This is a genomic window from Acidobacteriaceae bacterium, assembly GCA_028283655.1.
In the GTDB taxonomy this organism is placed as follows: Bacteria; Acidobacteriota; Terriglobia; order Terriglobales; family Acidobacteriaceae; genus Granulicella.
In genome coordinates this window covers 277,132-292,145 of the sequence record JAPWKE010000001.1, presented here as the reverse complement: position 1 = coordinate 292,145, position 15,014 = coordinate 277,132, and the positions used below count along the sequence as shown (strand labels likewise).

Here is a 15,014-nt window from a genome sequence, read left to right as displayed (position 1 = left end):
GCAGTTATGCCACGGACTTCTCGATGTAAGCCGCCAGCGCCTCCATGCTGGCCTTGCGGCCAAGGAACGCCTGCACAAGCTCACGCGCAGGCTTGCTGCCACCGGGTTCCAGCACCTCGCGGCGATAGCGTTGCGCAACCTCGCTGGCAAGCTCGCCCTGTGGGAACTGCGCAAAGAACTCCAGCGCGATCACCTTGTCATAGAGGTAGGTGTAGTAGTTCGAGGTGTAGCCGATGAGGTGCGTGAACGCCGCGTACATACGGTTGCCATCAACAAACTCGTAGCGCGAGAAGCGGTCGTAGCCTTCGCGCAACAGCGTGTCGAGATCGAGCGCCGCCGCACGGCGGTCGTGTGTCTCCATCGAGTACGTTGCGTACATGACCTGCGTCAGCGTACCCAGTCCACGGCCATGCGCCGCAGCACGCGTCATGCGGGCAACGATATCGTACGGAATCGGCTCGCCGGTTTCGTAGTGATGTGCAAAGGAGCGCAGGAGTTCGGGGTCTTCGAAGAACTCTTCCAGCATCTGCGAAGGAACTTCGACGAAGTCGCCTTCCGTCGCTATGCCCGACTGCAGCCCCCAGCGCTGCTTCGCTCCGCCCAGCACCTCGTGCATCAGGTGGCCGAACTCATGGAAGTAGGTCACGACGTCGGAGTACTGCATCAGGCCGGGATCACCCTCTGCAGGCTGCGGGAAGTTGCAGACCAGCGAGGCTTCGGGCAGGCAGTGTCCGCTGACGCCGCCGACCAGCGAGCACTCCGAGAACCACTTGCTCTTGCCTTCGCGTGGGTGCATGTCGAGGTAGATGCGGCCAATCGCTTCAGGGGAAGCGGACGTCGTGTCGAAGACGCTGTACGCCTCCACGCTCGGGTCCCAGACGGCGGCGTTCGCATCGCGCTCGAAGCGCACGCCGAAGAATGTTCCGGCTGTCCGCAGGATGCCCTGCTGCACGGCCTGGTACGGAAAGTACGGACGCACGGACTGCGAGTCGAAGTTGTAGTTCGCGCGACGGTACTGCTCTTCCCAGAAGCGCGCATCAGACAACGTGAGCGGAAGCGCGGAAGCGTCATGCTCACGCACGAACGCCTCCAGAGCGGCAAACTCTTTCACCGCCGTGGGGCGCGAGGCGGCTTCTACTTCGTCGAGGAAGCGGCGCATGTTCTCTGCCGAACCCATCATCTGGTCAGTCGTAGCGAGGTCAGCGTAGGAGCGGAAGCCGAGCACCTCGGCCATCTCCTCGCGCAACGCCAGCAGGTCCAGCAGTACCTGCTTGTTCGCCGGGTAGCCGCGACCGTTATACGCCAGATAGATTGCGCGGCGCAGATCGCGCGAAACGGCGTAGTTCATCACCGGGGCCATGTCCGGCGGATCGGTCGTGATGCTCACCGGGCCCGTGGCGGTCAGCTTGCCAGCGACTTCGGTGACACCTTTGCGAGCGAGAAAGTCCACGGGCAGGCCGCGAAGCTGCTCCAGATCGCTGACCTCCACGCTGCGAACATCGTCCTGCACAGCGCGGCTGAACTGCATTGCCAACGCGGTGGACTGCTCGCTGAGCGAGCGGATCTTCTCGCGCGTTGCATCGTCGCGGTCCACGCCGGAGAGCTTGTAGCCGAGCAAGGTGCGCTCGTGCAGATACTTCGTCGCCTCATCGGCAGCAGCGACATCAACGGCTGCCAGCGCGTCATAGAGCTCACGGTTCAGCGACAACGACACACCTTCCGCAGAAACCGCCTGCGAGAGGTTCTGCGCGGCGTCGCGAACTGCCGCCTCAGGATGCACCATGAACATCACATGCGACTGCGATCCGGCCATGCGCAGATGCCAGCAGGCGCGGTCATAACGCGCGAGCGTATTTTCGATGGTGCGTGCCGAGGCTTCCGCCAGCAGCGTGGCGACTTCAGCGCGCGCAGCGGCGAGATGATGCTCCACCCAATGTGTTGCTTCTTCAGCGGTTGCGGCGTGGGCCCAAAGGTGAAGCTGGTCAGCGGGGACGGTCGTATTCTGCATTGCTAGAGAGATTCCTTTCCTGCCTGTCACAGTGTACGGATGCACAAACACCGCGTCGCGACTCTACAATGGGAGCCATGACGGCTTTGCGTTTTCTGCGGTTCGTAATTGCGCTGCTTGCCCTGGGCGGCATGGTGGACTCCTTCCTCGCACTACGCATTCACAACCAGGACCCGAGCATCGCTCCGCCCTGCGCGGTCACAGAGCATTGGGACTGCGGCTCCGTAAACCACTCGCGCTACGCCGTCTTCCCGCCCGAAAGCTTTGACGAAGCCCCCGGCTCCAAGAAGGTTCACGTCCCGGTTGCGACTGCGGGCATCATCGGGTACGCAGTTATTGCCGGACTGGCACTGCTGGCTCCGTTCTGGATCACGCTGCAGATTGCCGAGATCGGCTTTGGATGCGCCGCGATGCTCAGCTATCTGGAAGCGTTCGTGATGCAGAAGTGGTGCATCTACTGCGTCTGGTCGCAGGGCATCGTCACCACGATTCTCGTGCTCTCGCTGCTCGGCGTCCTGCTGCAGCGGCGTGAGCGACGCAAGCTGGCAGCCGTCTCGTACTAAGCGAGGAGATCGTCTATGTGGCCGAAGGTCATTGCTCAACTGATTGAACTACTGCCGCACGTCACGCGCCTGGTTCCCATGGCGGACCGCTTCCTGCAGTCGCGCGCAGGCAACGACGATGCCACGCGCGAGTCGATGGACAAGCTGCAGGCCGAGCTGGGCAGAACCATCTCTGCGCAGGAGAGCGTCTACCGGCAGATCAACGAACAGGGCGAACGCATCGACACAGCACTTGGCGAAGTCCGCTCCGCACGGGCTGCAGTCGAAGCCAGCGCAGCACGTCTGGCAGGCGTCGAGGCCAAGGTTGGCTCGCTGCGCGGCCTGCTGGTCGGCACAGTGGTGCTGAACGTTGTCCTGATCGCACTGGTGATCGCCCTGCTGGTGAGGCACTAGGTGCATAATCAGCACCCGAGTGAAACAGGTGGCGTCGAACGCATTGCTCACAATCTCCGCAACCAGCGCCAGAAGAAAGAACGCAGCCGGACGCAGCAACGTCTGATCGCCGCGGCGATGCTGGTGGTCGCGCTTTCGCTCTTCGGCATCGCCGTTTGGCCTGCAACGCGAGCGCACCTGCAGGCGATGGCCGTACTCGACCTCGTCGCGAACCAGCCGGTGCCTGCTGCGGTGCGACGGGTGGTGGGTGAGCCGGTAAAGACCCGTGAAGTCACGATCCAGACCGCGACCGGCCCGGTGCAGGCAAGGATGTACGAGCCTGTAGGCAAACCCGATGCGCCGGCGTTCATGGTGCTGCATGGCGTGCATCATCTCGGCATGAACGAGCCCCGGCTCGTTGCGTTTGCCTCGGCGATGGCCTCCTGCGGACTACGCGTTCTGACGCCAGAGCTGCCGGACATCAAGGACTATCACGTCGGTACGAACTCCATCGCCACCATCGGCGAAACAGCGACGTGGCTCGCGCAGCAGAACGGCGGCCATCCGGTCGGTGTGATGGGACTTAGCTTTGCAGGCGGGCTTTCGTTGCTTGCCGCCGCGAATCCCGAGTTCCGCGCCAGCATCAAGTTCGTCGTCGCCATCGGCTCGCAGGACGCGATGCAGCGCGTGGCGCAGTACTACCGCACCGGAGAAGACGCCCGCCCCAGCGGCGGCGAAGAGTTGCTGCCGCCACATGAGTATGGCGCGCTTGTGCTCGAGTACGAACACCTCGAAGACTTTGTCCCCGCGCAAGATGTAGCCACGATGCGTGCGCTTCTGCGGGCCCATCTTTATGAGAACGGACCCGACGAGAAAGCGACACTCGCTGCGATGACCGACGCGCAACGCGCTGAGGCCAGGCAGTTGCTCGATACGACCTCCCCGGCAACGCGCAGGCTGCTCGCCGCGGATGAGACCCGGCACATCACCGAGATGGCAGGCGTCAGCCCGCAGGGGCATTTGAAGACGCTCACCACGCCGGTCTATCTGCTGCATGGCGAAGGCGACAACATCATCCCCGCGGCTGAAACGGAGTGGATGGCCGCGGAGCTTCCCAGCGAAACGCTGCAGGCAGAGTTGATCTCGCCCGTGCTCTCGCATCTGGACCTCGACGGCCACGGGCCGAGCACACTGGACCGGCTGAAGCTGGTTCACTTCTTTGGAATGATTTTGCAGGATGCGGAGGGACGTTAGCTTGGTCAACATCAACGACATTCAGAATGCCCACAAAAGGATTCACGGCGTCGCCCTTGAAACGCCTCTCGTGCAGTTCGACGAGCGCATCTGGTTGAAGGATGAATCGAAGCAGCCCATCGGCGCGTTCAAAATTCGCGGCGCGTACAACATGATCGCGCAGCTTTCGCCGGAGCAGCTTGGGCTCGGCGTCATCACCTACTCGAGCGGCAACCACGCGCAGGGCGTCGCGTATGCGGCTCGCGCGCTCGGTGCAAAGTCCGTCATCGTGATGCCGAGCGCATCACCCCAGGTGAAGGTGGACGCGACACGCGCACTCGGCGCCGAGGTCGTCTTCGTCGGCAATGCCAGCGCCGAACGCAAGCTGAAGGCGGAAGAACTTGCCGCTGAGCACGGCTACACCGTCGTCCCGCCATATGACGACGAGCGCATCATCGCCGGGCAGGCAACGTGCGGCGTAGAGATCGTAGAGCAGCTTGGCGGAGCCTCCTGCGCCAACGCACTCATCCTCTCCCCCGTCTCCGGCGGAGGCCTGCTCTCGGGCGTCTCGGCTGGCGTAAAACTACTCTGCGAGGCCAACGGCTGGGCAGCGCCGCCGGTCTGGGGCTGCGAGCCCGAGGTCGCAGGCGATGCGAGCGAAAGCTTCCGCACACGCACACTGGTCGAGTGGCCCGCCGAAAAGACGACCCGCACCCTCGCCGACGGTTTACGCACGCAGTCCGTCGGCCCGCAGAACTTCGAGCACATCCTCCGCTTCACCGACGGCATCCTCACCGTCACCGAAGCGGAGTTGCGCGAAGCTCTGCGCCGCATCCTTACGCAGACCGGCATCGTCGCCGAGCCATCCGGAGCTGTAACGCTCGCAGCCGCGCTCTTCCACGCTAATGAGTTGCCGCAGACCGAGCGCGTCGTCGCCATCGTCAGCGGCGGCAACATTGACCCCACATTGCGAGCAGAAGTCGCCGCAGAAGAGCCCGCGTTGCAGAGCTAGGAACGCTCGCTACGGGCAACACGTCTATGCTGTTGGATACGCCTGCGACCGTGATCGCAGACACAAGGTGACCCGTGATGAAGAGAACCGTTCTGGTCGTAACGCTGCTGTGCACTAGCCCCCTGTGGGCGCAGAAGAAGAATAGGAAAGACCCGAACTCGCTCGCGGGTTACGACCGCGCCGCTCGCGCCACCGTGCTGCACACCGCCAACGTGTACGTCACCGCCGATGCCAGCAATCCACCGTACGCACAGGTGACTCCGGGCCACGAGGTCGTGATCGTCGACCGCAACGGTGCCTGGGTAAACGTCTTCGCCAACACCGACGAGGCCGACACCCGCAACCCCGACTCAGCACCCGAGATTGAAGAGCCCGGAGCGCATCCTGACCCCAGCTCCGGCTGGATTCGCGATAAAGGCATCGTTAGCCCGACGACGCCGAAGGGCGATGCCCTGCTCTACGGCTCCGCGCTGGAGTTTGAGTCGCAGGCGATGCAGCCGCACCCGCCCAAGGGCTCAGCCTCGGCTGCTCACTTCCTCTACCAGCGCGTGGCCGAGTACTTCCCTGATTCACCGCTCGCACCCGAGGCGTTGTATCGCGCGGCCGACATCCGCTGGCAGCTGGAGAAGGCAGACATCGGCTCCCTGCCCAGCGCGCACGAAGGCAATAACTACATGCGGCCCCAGCTCTACGACGGCGATCTGAAGAAGGTGATGAAGCGGTATCCGCAGACGCCACAGGCCGCTCGTGCTGCGTTTGACCTGATCGACAACAAGCTCTGCGGCGACTGGCAGGGCCTGCCGAAGTGCCCCGAGATGGAGACCAATGTCTACCTGAAGTACGCCGACCAGTACCCCAACGGCCCGAAGTCTGCCGAAGCGCTTTACGACGCGGCCTACCGGCAGGGAGTGCTCGTCACCATGTACACGGTCGACGACCAGGCAAAGCGGTCAGAACAGGCCAAAATGAACTGCCAGCAGATTGCCGATGATCTGGCCAAACAGTTCCCTCAATCCGAGTACGCCGCCCGGGCCCAGAGCCTCGCCTTTCGCGTGGCGCAGGGCATCCCGGTCTACGGCAGTGACCGCGACTAGCTTCGCCACAAAAAATGGTGACGAAAGTGTCGCATTCTGCAGCGACGACCTGCCGTAAAATCAGCGCATGTTCTTGCTGAAGGTTTTGATTCTGGCCATCGTTCAGGGCCTTGCCGAGTTGCTGCCCGTTTCCAGTTCCGCCCACGTCGTTGTGGCGGAAAAGCTGCTGGGGCTCGACCCCAGTTCGCCAGCCATGACGCTGGTGCTGGTGATGCTGCACACCGGAACGATGTTCGCCGTCATCGTCTACTTCTGGAACCAGTGGAAGCGCTCCTACTTCGCCACCGGCGATGCCTTCGCCCGCTTCGCCATTCGCGCCATCTGGGCCACGGCCCTGACCGCCATCATCGGCTACCCGATCATCAAGGTGATCGAAAAAACCGCGTTCAAAGGCCTGCCGAAAGCAGAGATCGAGATGCTCTTCTCCCGGCTCGACCTCGTTGGCACAGCACTCTTTGCGGCGGGCCTGCTCATCCTCTTCGCGGGGCTGAAGGAGCGGGGCGAAGAGAAATCACAGACGCTTGCCTACGAACGGGCAGCCTCGCGCTCCGGCGATAACGTGACCTTTGGCCAGGCTGGATGGATGGGCGCCGTGCAGGGTCTCTGCCTTCCGTTCCGCGGTTTTTCGCGTTCGGGCGCAACGATCTCGACCGGCATGCTGGTCGGTGCGCAGCGTGAACGCGCCGAGCGCTTCTCGTTCGCGCTGGCTGTCATCCTCACGCCGCCCGTCATCGCTCGCGAGGTGCTCCGCCTGCTGAAGGCTTCGCACGAAGCAACCGCTGCGGGAACGTCAATCGACCTGCACAGCAGCCTCGTCTACTCGCTCATCGGCATGGTGCTCAGCTTCTTCGCCGGTCTCGCCGCGCTGAAGTGGCTCAGCTCCTGGCTGGAAGCGGGTCGCTGGTGGCTTTTCGGCATCTACTGCATCGTGGCCAGCGTCGGCGTTCTTTTCCTGCATCACATCGGTTATTAGCCAGTACACTGGCTCGCATGAAGCGAATGGGAGCCAGTGTCGCCCTCTTCGCGCTCTGCTTTGCGGGGAGCGCGGAAGCAGGACATCCGAAGCACGTTCACGACGATATCGACCCGTACTCCGGGCAACGCATCCTCTCCGTTGCCATCGATACCGGGCGTTGCCTCGTTGAGACCTCCCCCGACCGCAATCCCTCGCACGTCAAGCTGCTGCTCTCCGCAGTCCGCCAGCCAAGCGCCCCGGTCGAATACGTGCTCACGCTCTCGCTGGACGGCGGTGAGTGGATTAACCCCGGCAAGCGTGGCTCTCTCCAGACCGTCATCGACGGCAAGCAGGATGAACTCTACATGGTCGGCCCGAAGAGTGCGTGGAAAGAGTGGCCTGCCTTCTCCGGCACCCGCCACAAAGTGGCGAAAGAGGTGATCCCTTTTGGAGCAGACGAAGAGTTCGTAAAGAACCTCGCCGGAGCCAAGGCTGTTCAGTTTCGCATCAACGCGCAGAACACCTCACTCGAACGCTGCACGGACGCAGTGTCTCTTCGCGACGTGCACGAGTTTCTTGCCCTCGCCGCCACGCTCTAGCTTGCCTGAGGCTTCGTGTAGAGCAGCGCCCAGGCAATTAACGGCAGCTGCAGCGGAAGCCTGAGCCAAAGTACCCACAGCGGCACGCCGGGTAGGATCTCCGGGTGCTGCACCATCCACAGATTCGCGGGGAAAACCGCCACCAGCAAAGCAACCGTGGCCCACGCGGACAGGCGCCGCGTCGCGGGCAACAACACGCCCACACCACACAGAACCTCTGCAGCGCCACTCAACAGTACGAGTTCGCGATGCGCTGGCAGATAGTCGGGCATGATGCGCAGATACGCACGCGTCACCACGAAGTGCCCGATACCAGCGACCACGTAGAGTCCGCCCATCAACGCTCGTCCTGCACGCATCAGTTACTCCACGACTCCATGAAAAGGGCAGCTGCAGATGCAGCTGCCCTTCAGCATATAAACTTCACTCGCCAGGTGCGATTACTTCTTTAAAGCATCGCGATGGTTGCGAACATAGTCGTGCGAGCTGATGACGTGCGCCTGCTGCGTGCTCAACAGTTCACGTATTGGAAGTGGAAGCTCATGCTCAAGCGCATCCTTGTACGCCTTCTTGGCTTCATCCTCACCCTGCTCCGCAGTCGCAAGCAGTTCGTGGTCACCTGCACCCATCTTTGCCTTCAAATCGCCCCAGACGCGATGCAGCATACCAGCCGTTGATCCGGACTCCTTCACATCGGCCATACCTGAGCGATGCAATTCGTTTTCAAGTTCTGCGCGGAAGTTTGCTCGGTGCAGACTCTCGGCTAGAAAGTACTTCTTCAGGGTTTCGTCCTGTAGGTGCTCGCCGATATCCGCAAAACCTTGCTGACCATCCTGCAATGACTGGATGACATGGAGCAGGACCTTTTCAGTCTCCTTGTTCTTCGTCGATCCTTCGAGTGTGTTCGCCATGATCGTCTCCTCTCCCACCTTTTAGATATGTTCGTGATGCGGCTAAGGTCCGCCGGTTGCACGCGATTCTCCTGCGCCGGCAACAAACGGGAGAAATCGCGAAAACCCCGTTCCCTTAACCACATTCGCTTCTTTGCGAAGCTTTTCAACTTCGCCGTACACATAGAAAGATGCAGTGAATGCACAGAGCGTTGACCCACTGATTTTGAAAAGCTTATGACGATTTCATCGCATCACACATAACGCAACAAGCGAAAGGGAGCGGCCACGTGGCCGCTCCCTTTCACTTGTTTGCTGTCGTCTTTGTTACTGCTGGCTGTCTGGCGTGGACTCCTTCACACCAATCGCAGCGCCCGAAACCACCAGGTTCACGCGACGGTTCTGAGCGCGGCCTTCCTTGGTTCCGTTATCTGCAACGGGGTGAGTCTTGCCATAACCCTGCGAGGTAACGTTGTCCGCAGGCACGCCGTTCTGGGTAAGGAAGTCCTTCACGGCGTTTGCGCGATTCTCACTCAGCTTCTGGTTGTAATCGTCTCCGCCCACCGAGTCGGTGTAGCCTTCGACGTGTACCTTCAGGTCGGGATAGAGCTGCAGGATCGTAGCAACCTTCGCCAGCGAAACCTGCGTTGCCGGCTTCAGCGTGTACTTCGCGGTGTCGAACAGCACATCGTTCATATTCACAATCAGGCCGCGAGCATTTTCACTCGTTGCCAGAATGCCGTTGAGCTGCGCCTTTAGCTTTTCACGCGTTGCAGCAGCATCCTGAGTTGCAGCATCCGCCTGCGAACGGGCACGGGCCGCTTCCGCTTCGGCACGAGCACGATCTGCATCGGCCTGCGCCTTCGCTGCGGCTGCACGGTCGGCCTGAGCCTGGGCATCGGCCGCCGCCTGCTGCGACTGTGCTGCCTGACTCTCTGCCGAAGCGCGCGCATCACGCTCTGCCTGCGAGCGCTCCGCTGCCTGCTTGCGCAGCGTAATCAGACGAGCGTCCTCTGCACGCTGTGTTGCTTCGCGAGCCTGCGTGAAGATCATCTTCACATCGCGGTGCTTCGAAGCCTGCATATCGTCAGCGTTCTTCAAGTTCAAACGCATGCGCTCAACAACGCCAGGAGCGTACTTCTCCGCACCTGCAGCAAGAGCGATGCGAGCCGCATTATGCGCCTCATACAACGCCAACGGATAATGCTCACGATCTGTGATCGGATCTTCTACCGACTTCGATCCGCCCGTGTTGGCATACAAGCCCTTTGGCAGCAGAGAGTAGTGGATGTTCACATGCTGAAGGATGCCCTCGGTCTTGTCAGAGAAAACATTCTGGAGCACCACCACATCGCTCGGCTGCGACACAGCGAAGTACGGCTCCGCGGTCACGATCATGCCAAACGACTGATACGACGAGCTCACGCTCAGGCTGGCCTTATCCCCTGCAAGCTCAAGCTCGCCAAGGTTCTGCGGACGGCCATCTGCCGAAATCGCCCAAAGCACGTACGTCAGATACTCCGGGCCAAAGCCGTTAGCCGGGGTCAGTCCCTTGAAGTTCACCGAGATATTTGTCTTGCCGGTCGCGGACTCTACCTTGCCTTCGCCATACGCGTTAGGCATCAGATTTGTACCCTTGAAAGCAATCTTCGTTGAACCAGAACGGTTCAGATAGTTCACGGCATCAAGATCACGCTCAACCACCTTCACGTGATAGATGTACGTCCCATTTGGGCCGTCAGCGACAACTACGCCGTGCTTGGCTCCGGGAGCAATGGTGGTCGGGTTGGCTTCCTGCGCGAACGCGCTGAGGGATGCAACCGAAAGAAGTGCCGTGGCTGAAAGCACACCGGCGACTCGCATGGTCTTGCTGAACATTGCTTAGGTTCTCCTTGCTGGTTCTTGCTGCCCGAAGCACAGCCTGCGGGCGTGCGTATTGAACGCGACAAAGAGATGGATGCCTTCCTTCATAAAACGCGATGCCCGCGAAAGATAGTTCTTTCACGGGCAACCCTTTGAATCTAAGCACCATAGAAGCGGTGAACTCTTTCACCGCCATGAACATGAGCCATCCCCACGCTGAAGCTGACAGCAAAAGAAATCAGTCGGCTTAGCAAGGCGATCCCGTAATAACGAATCCAATATGTCTGGTAGGAACGATAGGCATCATCTGCTGCCGACATGGAATGCATGTTCCGCACGTAATGAAGCATCCCATGAAGGTCCGAAGGAAATGACAACAACTGAACCAGCGCGAAGAGAAAAGCGACCACTGCGACAGCACGCGTAACGAGACGGAAAGTGGCGTCATTATCCATTATTGGTTCAGGATAGCAACCTCTCCCAGCCCCATCGAGTGCGCGATCTTCTCTTTCCACTCTTCCGGTCCAGTAATGTGGACACTGTTGCCCTTCGCATCGACCGCCACCGTGACCGGCATATCCACCACATCGAACTCGTAGATGGCTTCCATGCCAAGGTCTTCAAACGCCAGCAGCTTCGAGTGCTTGATCGCCTTGGACACCAGATACGCCGCGCCGCCGATTGCGATCAGGTAGACCGCTTCGTTATCGCGAATCGCATCAATGGCCGCAACGCCACGCTCAGCCTTGCCCACCATGCCGATCAGGCCGCTCTGCTCCAGCATCTGCCGCGTGAACTTATCCATGCGCGTTGCTGTCGTCGGCCCAGCCGGGCCAACAGCTTCGTCGCGAACCGGATCGACCGGGCCAACGTAGTAGATCAGCTTATTCGTGAAGTCGACGGGAAGCTTCTCGCCACGGGAAAGCATCTCGGTCATGCGCTTGTGCGCTGCATCGCGGCCGGTCAGCAGCTTGCCGTTGAGCAGCAGCACGTCGCCTGGCTTCCACGTCTTCGTCTCTTCCTGCGTCAGCGTGTCGAGGTTCACACGCTTGCCTCCATGCGCCTCATACGTCATTGCCGGCCAATGCTCCAGCGACGGCGGATCAATGTAGACCGGGCCATCGCCCTTCAGCACAACGTGCGCATGACGCGTCGCCGCACAGTTCGGAATCATCGCCACCGGCAGGTTTGCGGCGTGCGAAGGCCAGTCCAGAATCTTCACGTCCAGCACGGTCGTCAGGCCGCCAAGCCCCTGTGCGCCGATGCCCAGCGCGTTCACCTTGTCGTAGATCTCCTCGCGCAGCTTCTCGACGTTCGTCTTCGCTCCGCGGGCCTTCAACTCCTGCATGTCGATCGGGTCCATCAGCGCCTGCTTGGCCAGCAGCATCGCCTTCTCCGCCGTGCCGCCGATACCGATGCCGAGCATTCCCGGCGGGCACCAGCCTGCGCCCATCGTCGGCACCGTCTTCAACACCCACTCCGCAACCGAGTCGGACGGATTGAGCATCGCAAACTTCGACTTCGCCTCGGAACCGCCACCCTTCGCGGCCACAGTAATGTCCACCGTATTGCCCTGCACCAGCGAAACCTCGACCACGCACGGCGTGTTGTCGCGCGTATTCTTGCGCGAGAACGCAGGGTCAGCCAGGATGCTGCCGCGCAGCTTGTTGTCCGGGTCGAGCCATGCTTCCCGCACACCCTGGTCGCACATCTCCTGCAGCGTCATCGTCGAGGGCGCGCTGCCGCTGGCGAAGTGACACTCCATGCCGAGCTTGACAAAGATGGTAACGATGCCGGTGTCCTGGCAGATGGGGCGATGCCCCTCGGCACACATGCGCGAGTTCACCAGAATCTGCTTCATCGCGTCCTTGGCCGAGGGAGACTGCTCCAGCTCGTAGGCGCGGTTGAGGTTCTCGATGAAATCGATGGGGTGATAAAAGCTGATGTACTGCAGCGCGGCACGCACGCTCTCGATGAAGTCGTTCTGCTGAATAGTCGTCATTGGCGAAGCCTCTTTTGCGCTTCTAAGGATACGACTACGGCTCAACCTTCATCCAGAACGTCGCGGCGCTTCCGCGCGATAACTGAACAGCTTGCTTACTCGGCCGCAACCGTATGTGTCGGCGCAACCGGCTTCGCCACAGCCCGATCTGTCAGCTTCGCGGCCAGATCCGCCGCGATCAGCGCCCCATGAAAACGACCGTTTTCGATGAAGACCTCGTTCGTTCGCTCGCCCGCCACAACGACGCCCGCGAGATAAATCCCCGGAACGTTCGACTCCAGCGTCTCCTTGCTGCAGACAGGGCAACGAGCGTTCGCCGCATCCAGATGAACGCCCAGCGATTCGATAAACGTAAAGTCCGGTTGATAGCCCGTCAGCGCGAAGACGAAGCGGTTCGGCAACGTCTTCTCGCCTTCGGGTGCCTGCAGGGTGATCGAATCTTCCGTGATCTTCGTGCAAACCGTATTGAAGTACGCCCCGATCTCACCGTTCTTGATGCGGTTCTCAATGTCCGGCTTGATCCAGTACTTGATGTGACGATGAAGCTCCGCTCCGCGGTGGATCAGCGTGACGCGTGCTCCGTGCCGCCACAGGTCTAGCGCCGCTATCGCCGCGGAGTTCTTGCCGCCGATCACGAGGACATCCTCTCCCGCGAAAGGGTGCGCCTCGTTGTAATAGTGCGCCACCTTGGAGAGCTCTTCGCCGTCGATGCCGAGCTTGTTCGGCAGATCGTAGTAGCCCGTGGAGACGATCAGCTTCTTCGCCCGATGAATCGTCGTCCGGTCAAAGCGGTCCACCGTGTGAACTTCAAACGCCCCATCCGAGCCACTGACACGAACGACACGCTCATACTGTCGCACATCGAGCGCATAATGTTGCGCCACCTTGCGGTAGTACTCCAGAGCTTCGCTGCGCGTGGGCTTCTGATTCGTCGAAGGAAACGGCATGTTGCCGATCTCAAGCAGCTCCGGCGTGGTGAAGAACGTCATCCCTGCCGGGTAATGAAAGAGCGAGTTCGTCAGACATCCCTTGTCGATCACCACCACACGCAGGCCAACATTCTGCGCGTCAATCGCGCAAGCCAGGCCGGTAGGACCAGCGCCGATCACAAGGACGTCAAATAATTCTTCGCTCATAGGACTATTGTACGGAGACGCCAGAGGCGATCAGACGAAGTCCCTTCCGCCTAATGCTCAATGACGATCGGTGTTCCGTCGGGAACCGCACGAGCGACCGCATCCACCTGCGCATCCGTGAGTGCGATACAGCCCTCCGTCCAATCGACATAGCCCTGCAAAGCGCCGAGCCAGCCAAACCCATTATGAATACCGTGGATCATGATGTCCCCACCAGGATTGACACCACGAGCTTTCGCCTCAGCCTCTTGAATCGGCGTGGGATATCCCACGCGCAACGCATTATGGTACGTGCTGTGAGGGTTATGAGCCACGATGAGGTAGCTTCCCTCCGGGACTTTTTTGTCCCCCTCCTGCAGCTTAGGCCCAGGCCCACCTCGCCCCAGAGAGACGTGAAAACGAGCCACTTCCTGGCCGCCGCGATACAGGGAAAGACGATGTTCATGCTTTACGACAACGAGCCGATCAACTCCCTGCAAAGGAAGCGAGGAAGCTCCGCGACTCGAACACCCTGCAAACACAACAGCCGTCGTCAAACTGACGACGGCTGCGACAAAACTTCGCTGACGTGACATACGTTATGCATCCAGGTCCACAAGCTTGTGGCTAATCGCAAACAGGGCCAGCTCCAGACGCGTGCTCACGCCCGTCTTATCGAAGATGTTCGAGAGATGCCGCTTCACCGTCTCTTCCGAGATCGTGAACTGCTTGGCGATGTCCTTGTTCGAGCAGCCCTCGACGATGCAGGTCACCACTTCCAGCTCTCGCGGCGTCAGACCGTACGTCTTCTTCTCCGGCACGGCCGCGGCCTGCTGCATCAGGTCATTCAGCGCCGCCAGCAGGTTCGCCACGCGCTGGCCGCCGATCCAGTAGTCGCCGCTCAACACCGAGCGAATGCTCTCGCCCAGATCGCCGGCAACGGCGTCCTTCAGCACAATGCCGCGAGCGCCGATCTGCAGCGCCTCGATAATCTGCTGCGTGGAGATCGTGCTGGTCAACAGAATGATCTTCACGCGCGGCGAGCGGCTCATGATGGCGCGCATCGCTTCCAGCCCCGGCAGCTTCGGCATCTGCATGTCGAGCAACAGGATGTCCGGCTCGCGCTCCAGCGTCTCCGTAATGGCCTGCTCGCCATCGGCAGCTTCGCCTACGACCTCAAAGCCTTCTTCGCTTAGCAGAATGTTTTTGACACCGAAACGCACTACAGGATGATCGTCGGCAACGACAATACGTACGTCAGGTGCGATTTTGGCGGTCTTCCTGGTGTTAGGCATGTATCTCCATCAG

The 15,014-nt window shown here is 60.7% G+C and carries 16 protein-coding genes; 7 read left to right on the top strand and 9 right to left on the bottom strand.

Annotated elements, in window-relative coordinates:
• Positions 1 to 4: 4 nt before the first annotated feature.
• Entirely contained in the window at positions 5 to 2,008 is a 2,004-nt protein-coding gene (locus PW792_01325) for a Zn-dependent oligopeptidase (GenBank protein ID MDE1160567.1), read from the bottom strand.
• A gap of 77 nt (positions 2,009 to 2,085) precedes the next feature.
• Between PW792_01325 and PW792_01320 the strand changes: the two genes are divergently transcribed.
• The 7 genes from PW792_01320 (at position 2,086) to PW792_01290 (ending at position 7,836) form a co-directional block, all read left to right on the top strand.
• On the top strand, positions 2,086 to 2,571 hold the full coding sequence (locus tag PW792_01320) for a vitamin K epoxide reductase family protein (GenBank protein ID MDE1160566.1): 486 nt from the start codon (positions 2,086 to 2,088) through the stop codon (positions 2,569 to 2,571).
• Positions 2,572 to 2,586: 15 nt separating this feature from the next.
• Positions 2,587 to 2,964: a hypothetical protein gene (locus PW792_01315; GenBank protein MDE1160565.1), complete on the top strand. Its 378-nt coding sequence runs from the start codon at positions 2,587 to 2,589 to the stop codon at positions 2,962 to 2,964.
• Entirely contained in the window at positions 2,965 to 4,197 is a 1,233-nt protein-coding gene (locus tag PW792_01310) for an alpha/beta hydrolase (GenBank protein ID MDE1160564.1), read from the top strand.
• A 1-nt stretch (position 4,198) separates the two neighbouring features.
• Positions 4,199 to 5,188 (top strand): threonine/serine dehydratase, encoded by a 990-nt coding sequence (locus PW792_01305; GenBank protein MDE1160563.1) that lies wholly within the window; start codon positions 4,199 to 4,201, stop codon positions 5,186 to 5,188.
• A 77-nt stretch (positions 5,189 to 5,265) separates the two neighbouring features.
• Entirely contained in the window at positions 5,266 to 6,282 is a 1,017-nt protein-coding gene (gene bamD / locus PW792_01300) for an outer membrane protein assembly factor BamD (protein MDE1160562.1), read from the top strand.
• Between the two features lie 67 nt (positions 6,283 to 6,349).
• On the top strand, positions 6,350 to 7,255 hold the full coding sequence (locus tag PW792_01295) for an undecaprenyl-diphosphate phosphatase (GenBank protein MDE1160561.1): 906 nt from the start codon (positions 6,350 to 6,352) through the stop codon (positions 7,253 to 7,255).
• 17 nt (positions 7,256 to 7,272) lie between these two features.
• Positions 7,273 to 7,836 (top strand): hypothetical protein, encoded by a 564-nt coding sequence (locus tag PW792_01290; GenBank protein MDE1160560.1) that lies wholly within the window; start codon positions 7,273 to 7,275, stop codon positions 7,834 to 7,836.
• Here PW792_01290 and PW792_01285 read toward each other — a convergent pair.
• The 8 genes from PW792_01285 to PW792_01250 all read right to left on the bottom strand — a co-directional run bounded on the left by PW792_01285 (position 7,833) and on the right by PW792_01250 (position 15,001).
• Positions 7,833 to 8,195: a DoxX family protein gene (locus PW792_01285; protein ID MDE1160559.1), complete on the bottom strand. Its 363-nt coding sequence runs from the start codon at positions 8,193 to 8,195 to the stop codon at positions 7,833 to 7,835. The two genes, PW792_01290 and PW792_01285, sit on opposite strands and share 4 nt — an antisense overlap.
• A gap of 81 nt (positions 8,196 to 8,276) precedes the next feature.
• Positions 8,277 to 8,747 carry a PA2169 family four-helix-bundle protein gene (locus PW792_01280; GenBank protein ID MDE1160558.1) on the bottom strand — a complete coding sequence of 157 codons (471 nt, stop codon included), beginning with the start codon at positions 8,745 to 8,747 and terminating at the stop codon, positions 8,277 to 8,279.
• A gap of 306 nt (positions 8,748 to 9,053) precedes the next feature.
• Positions 9,054 to 10,604, bottom strand: a complete 1,551-nt coding sequence (locus PW792_01275) for an OmpA family protein (GenBank protein MDE1160557.1) — start codon at positions 10,602 to 10,604, stop codon at positions 9,054 to 9,056.
• Between the two features lie 143 nt (positions 10,605 to 10,747).
• On the bottom strand, positions 10,748 to 11,044 hold the full coding sequence (locus PW792_01270) for a hypothetical protein (protein MDE1160556.1): 297 nt from the start codon (positions 11,042 to 11,044) through the stop codon (positions 10,748 to 10,750).
• Positions 11,044 to 12,591 carry a fumarate hydratase gene (locus PW792_01265; GenBank protein ID MDE1160555.1) on the bottom strand — a complete coding sequence of 516 codons (1,548 nt, stop codon included), beginning with the start codon at positions 12,589 to 12,591 and terminating at the stop codon, positions 11,044 to 11,046. The genes PW792_01270 and PW792_01265 overlap by 1 nt, the downstream gene beginning before the upstream one ends.
• 95 nt (positions 12,592 to 12,686) lie before the next feature.
• On the bottom strand, positions 12,687 to 13,727 hold the full coding sequence (locus PW792_01260) for a YpdA family putative bacillithiol disulfide reductase (protein ID MDE1160554.1): 1,041 nt from the start codon (positions 13,725 to 13,727) through the stop codon (positions 12,687 to 12,689).
• A 50-nt stretch (positions 13,728 to 13,777) separates the two neighbouring features.
• On the bottom strand, positions 13,778 to 14,302 hold the full coding sequence (locus PW792_01255; protein MDE1160553.1) for a L,D-transpeptidase family protein: 525 nt from the start codon (positions 14,300 to 14,302) through the stop codon (positions 13,778 to 13,780).
• A gap of 3 nt (positions 14,303 to 14,305) precedes the next feature.
• Positions 14,306 to 15,001 carry a response regulator transcription factor gene (locus tag PW792_01250; GenBank protein MDE1160552.1) on the bottom strand — a complete coding sequence of 232 codons (696 nt, stop codon included), beginning with the start codon at positions 14,999 to 15,001 and terminating at the stop codon, positions 14,306 to 14,308.
• Between the last annotated feature and the right edge of the window lie 13 nt (positions 15,002 to 15,014).

What these genes read in the sequence shown, in the direction of transcription:
- PW792_01325 (MDE1160567.1), bottom strand. Translation starts at nt 2,008, where the DNA reads ATGCAGAATACGACCGTCCCCGCTGACCAGCTTCACCTTTGGGCCCAC.
- PW792_01320 (MDE1160566.1), top strand. Translation starts at nt 2,086, where the DNA reads ATGACGGCTTTGCGTTTTCTGCGGTTCGTAATTGCGCTGCTTGCCCTG.
- PW792_01315 (MDE1160565.1), top strand. Translation starts at nt 2,587, where the DNA reads ATGTGGCCGAAGGTCATTGCTCAACTGATTGAACTACTGCCGCACGTC.
- bamD (MDE1160562.1), top strand. Translation starts at nt 5,266, where the DNA reads ATGAAGAGAACCGTTCTGGTCGTAACGCTGCTGTGCACTAGCCCCCTG.
- PW792_01295 (MDE1160561.1), top strand. Translation starts at nt 6,350, where the DNA reads ATGTTCTTGCTGAAGGTTTTGATTCTGGCCATCGTTCAGGGCCTTGCC.
- PW792_01290 (MDE1160560.1), top strand. Translation starts at nt 7,273, where the DNA reads ATGAAGCGAATGGGAGCCAGTGTCGCCCTCTTCGCGCTCTGCTTTGCG.
- PW792_01285 (MDE1160559.1), bottom strand. Translation starts at nt 8,195, where the DNA reads ATGCGTGCAGGACGAGCGTTGATGGGCGGACTCTACGTGGTCGCTGGT.
- PW792_01280 (MDE1160558.1), bottom strand. Translation starts at nt 8,747, where the DNA reads ATGGCGAACACACTCGAAGGATCGACGAAGAACAAGGAGACTGAAAAG.
- PW792_01275 (MDE1160557.1), bottom strand. Translation starts at nt 10,604, where the DNA reads ATGTTCAGCAAGACCATGCGAGTCGCCGGTGTGCTTTCAGCCACGGCA.
- PW792_01270 (MDE1160556.1), bottom strand. Translation starts at nt 11,044, where the DNA reads ATGGATAATGACGCCACTTTCCGTCTCGTTACGCGTGCTGTCGCAGTG.
- PW792_01265 (MDE1160555.1), bottom strand. Translation starts at nt 12,591, where the DNA reads ATGACGACTATTCAGCAGAACGACTTCATCGAGAGCGTGCGTGCCGCG.
- PW792_01260 (MDE1160554.1), bottom strand. Translation starts at nt 13,727, where the DNA reads ATGAGCGAAGAATTATTTGACGTCCTTGTGATCGGCGCTGGTCCTACC.
- PW792_01255 (MDE1160553.1), bottom strand. Translation starts at nt 14,302, where the DNA reads ATGTCACGTCAGCGAAGTTTTGTCGCAGCCGTCGTCAGTTTGACGACG.
- PW792_01250 (MDE1160552.1), bottom strand. Translation starts at nt 15,001, where the DNA reads ATGCCTAACACCAGGAAGACCGCCAAAATCGCACCTGACGTACGTATT.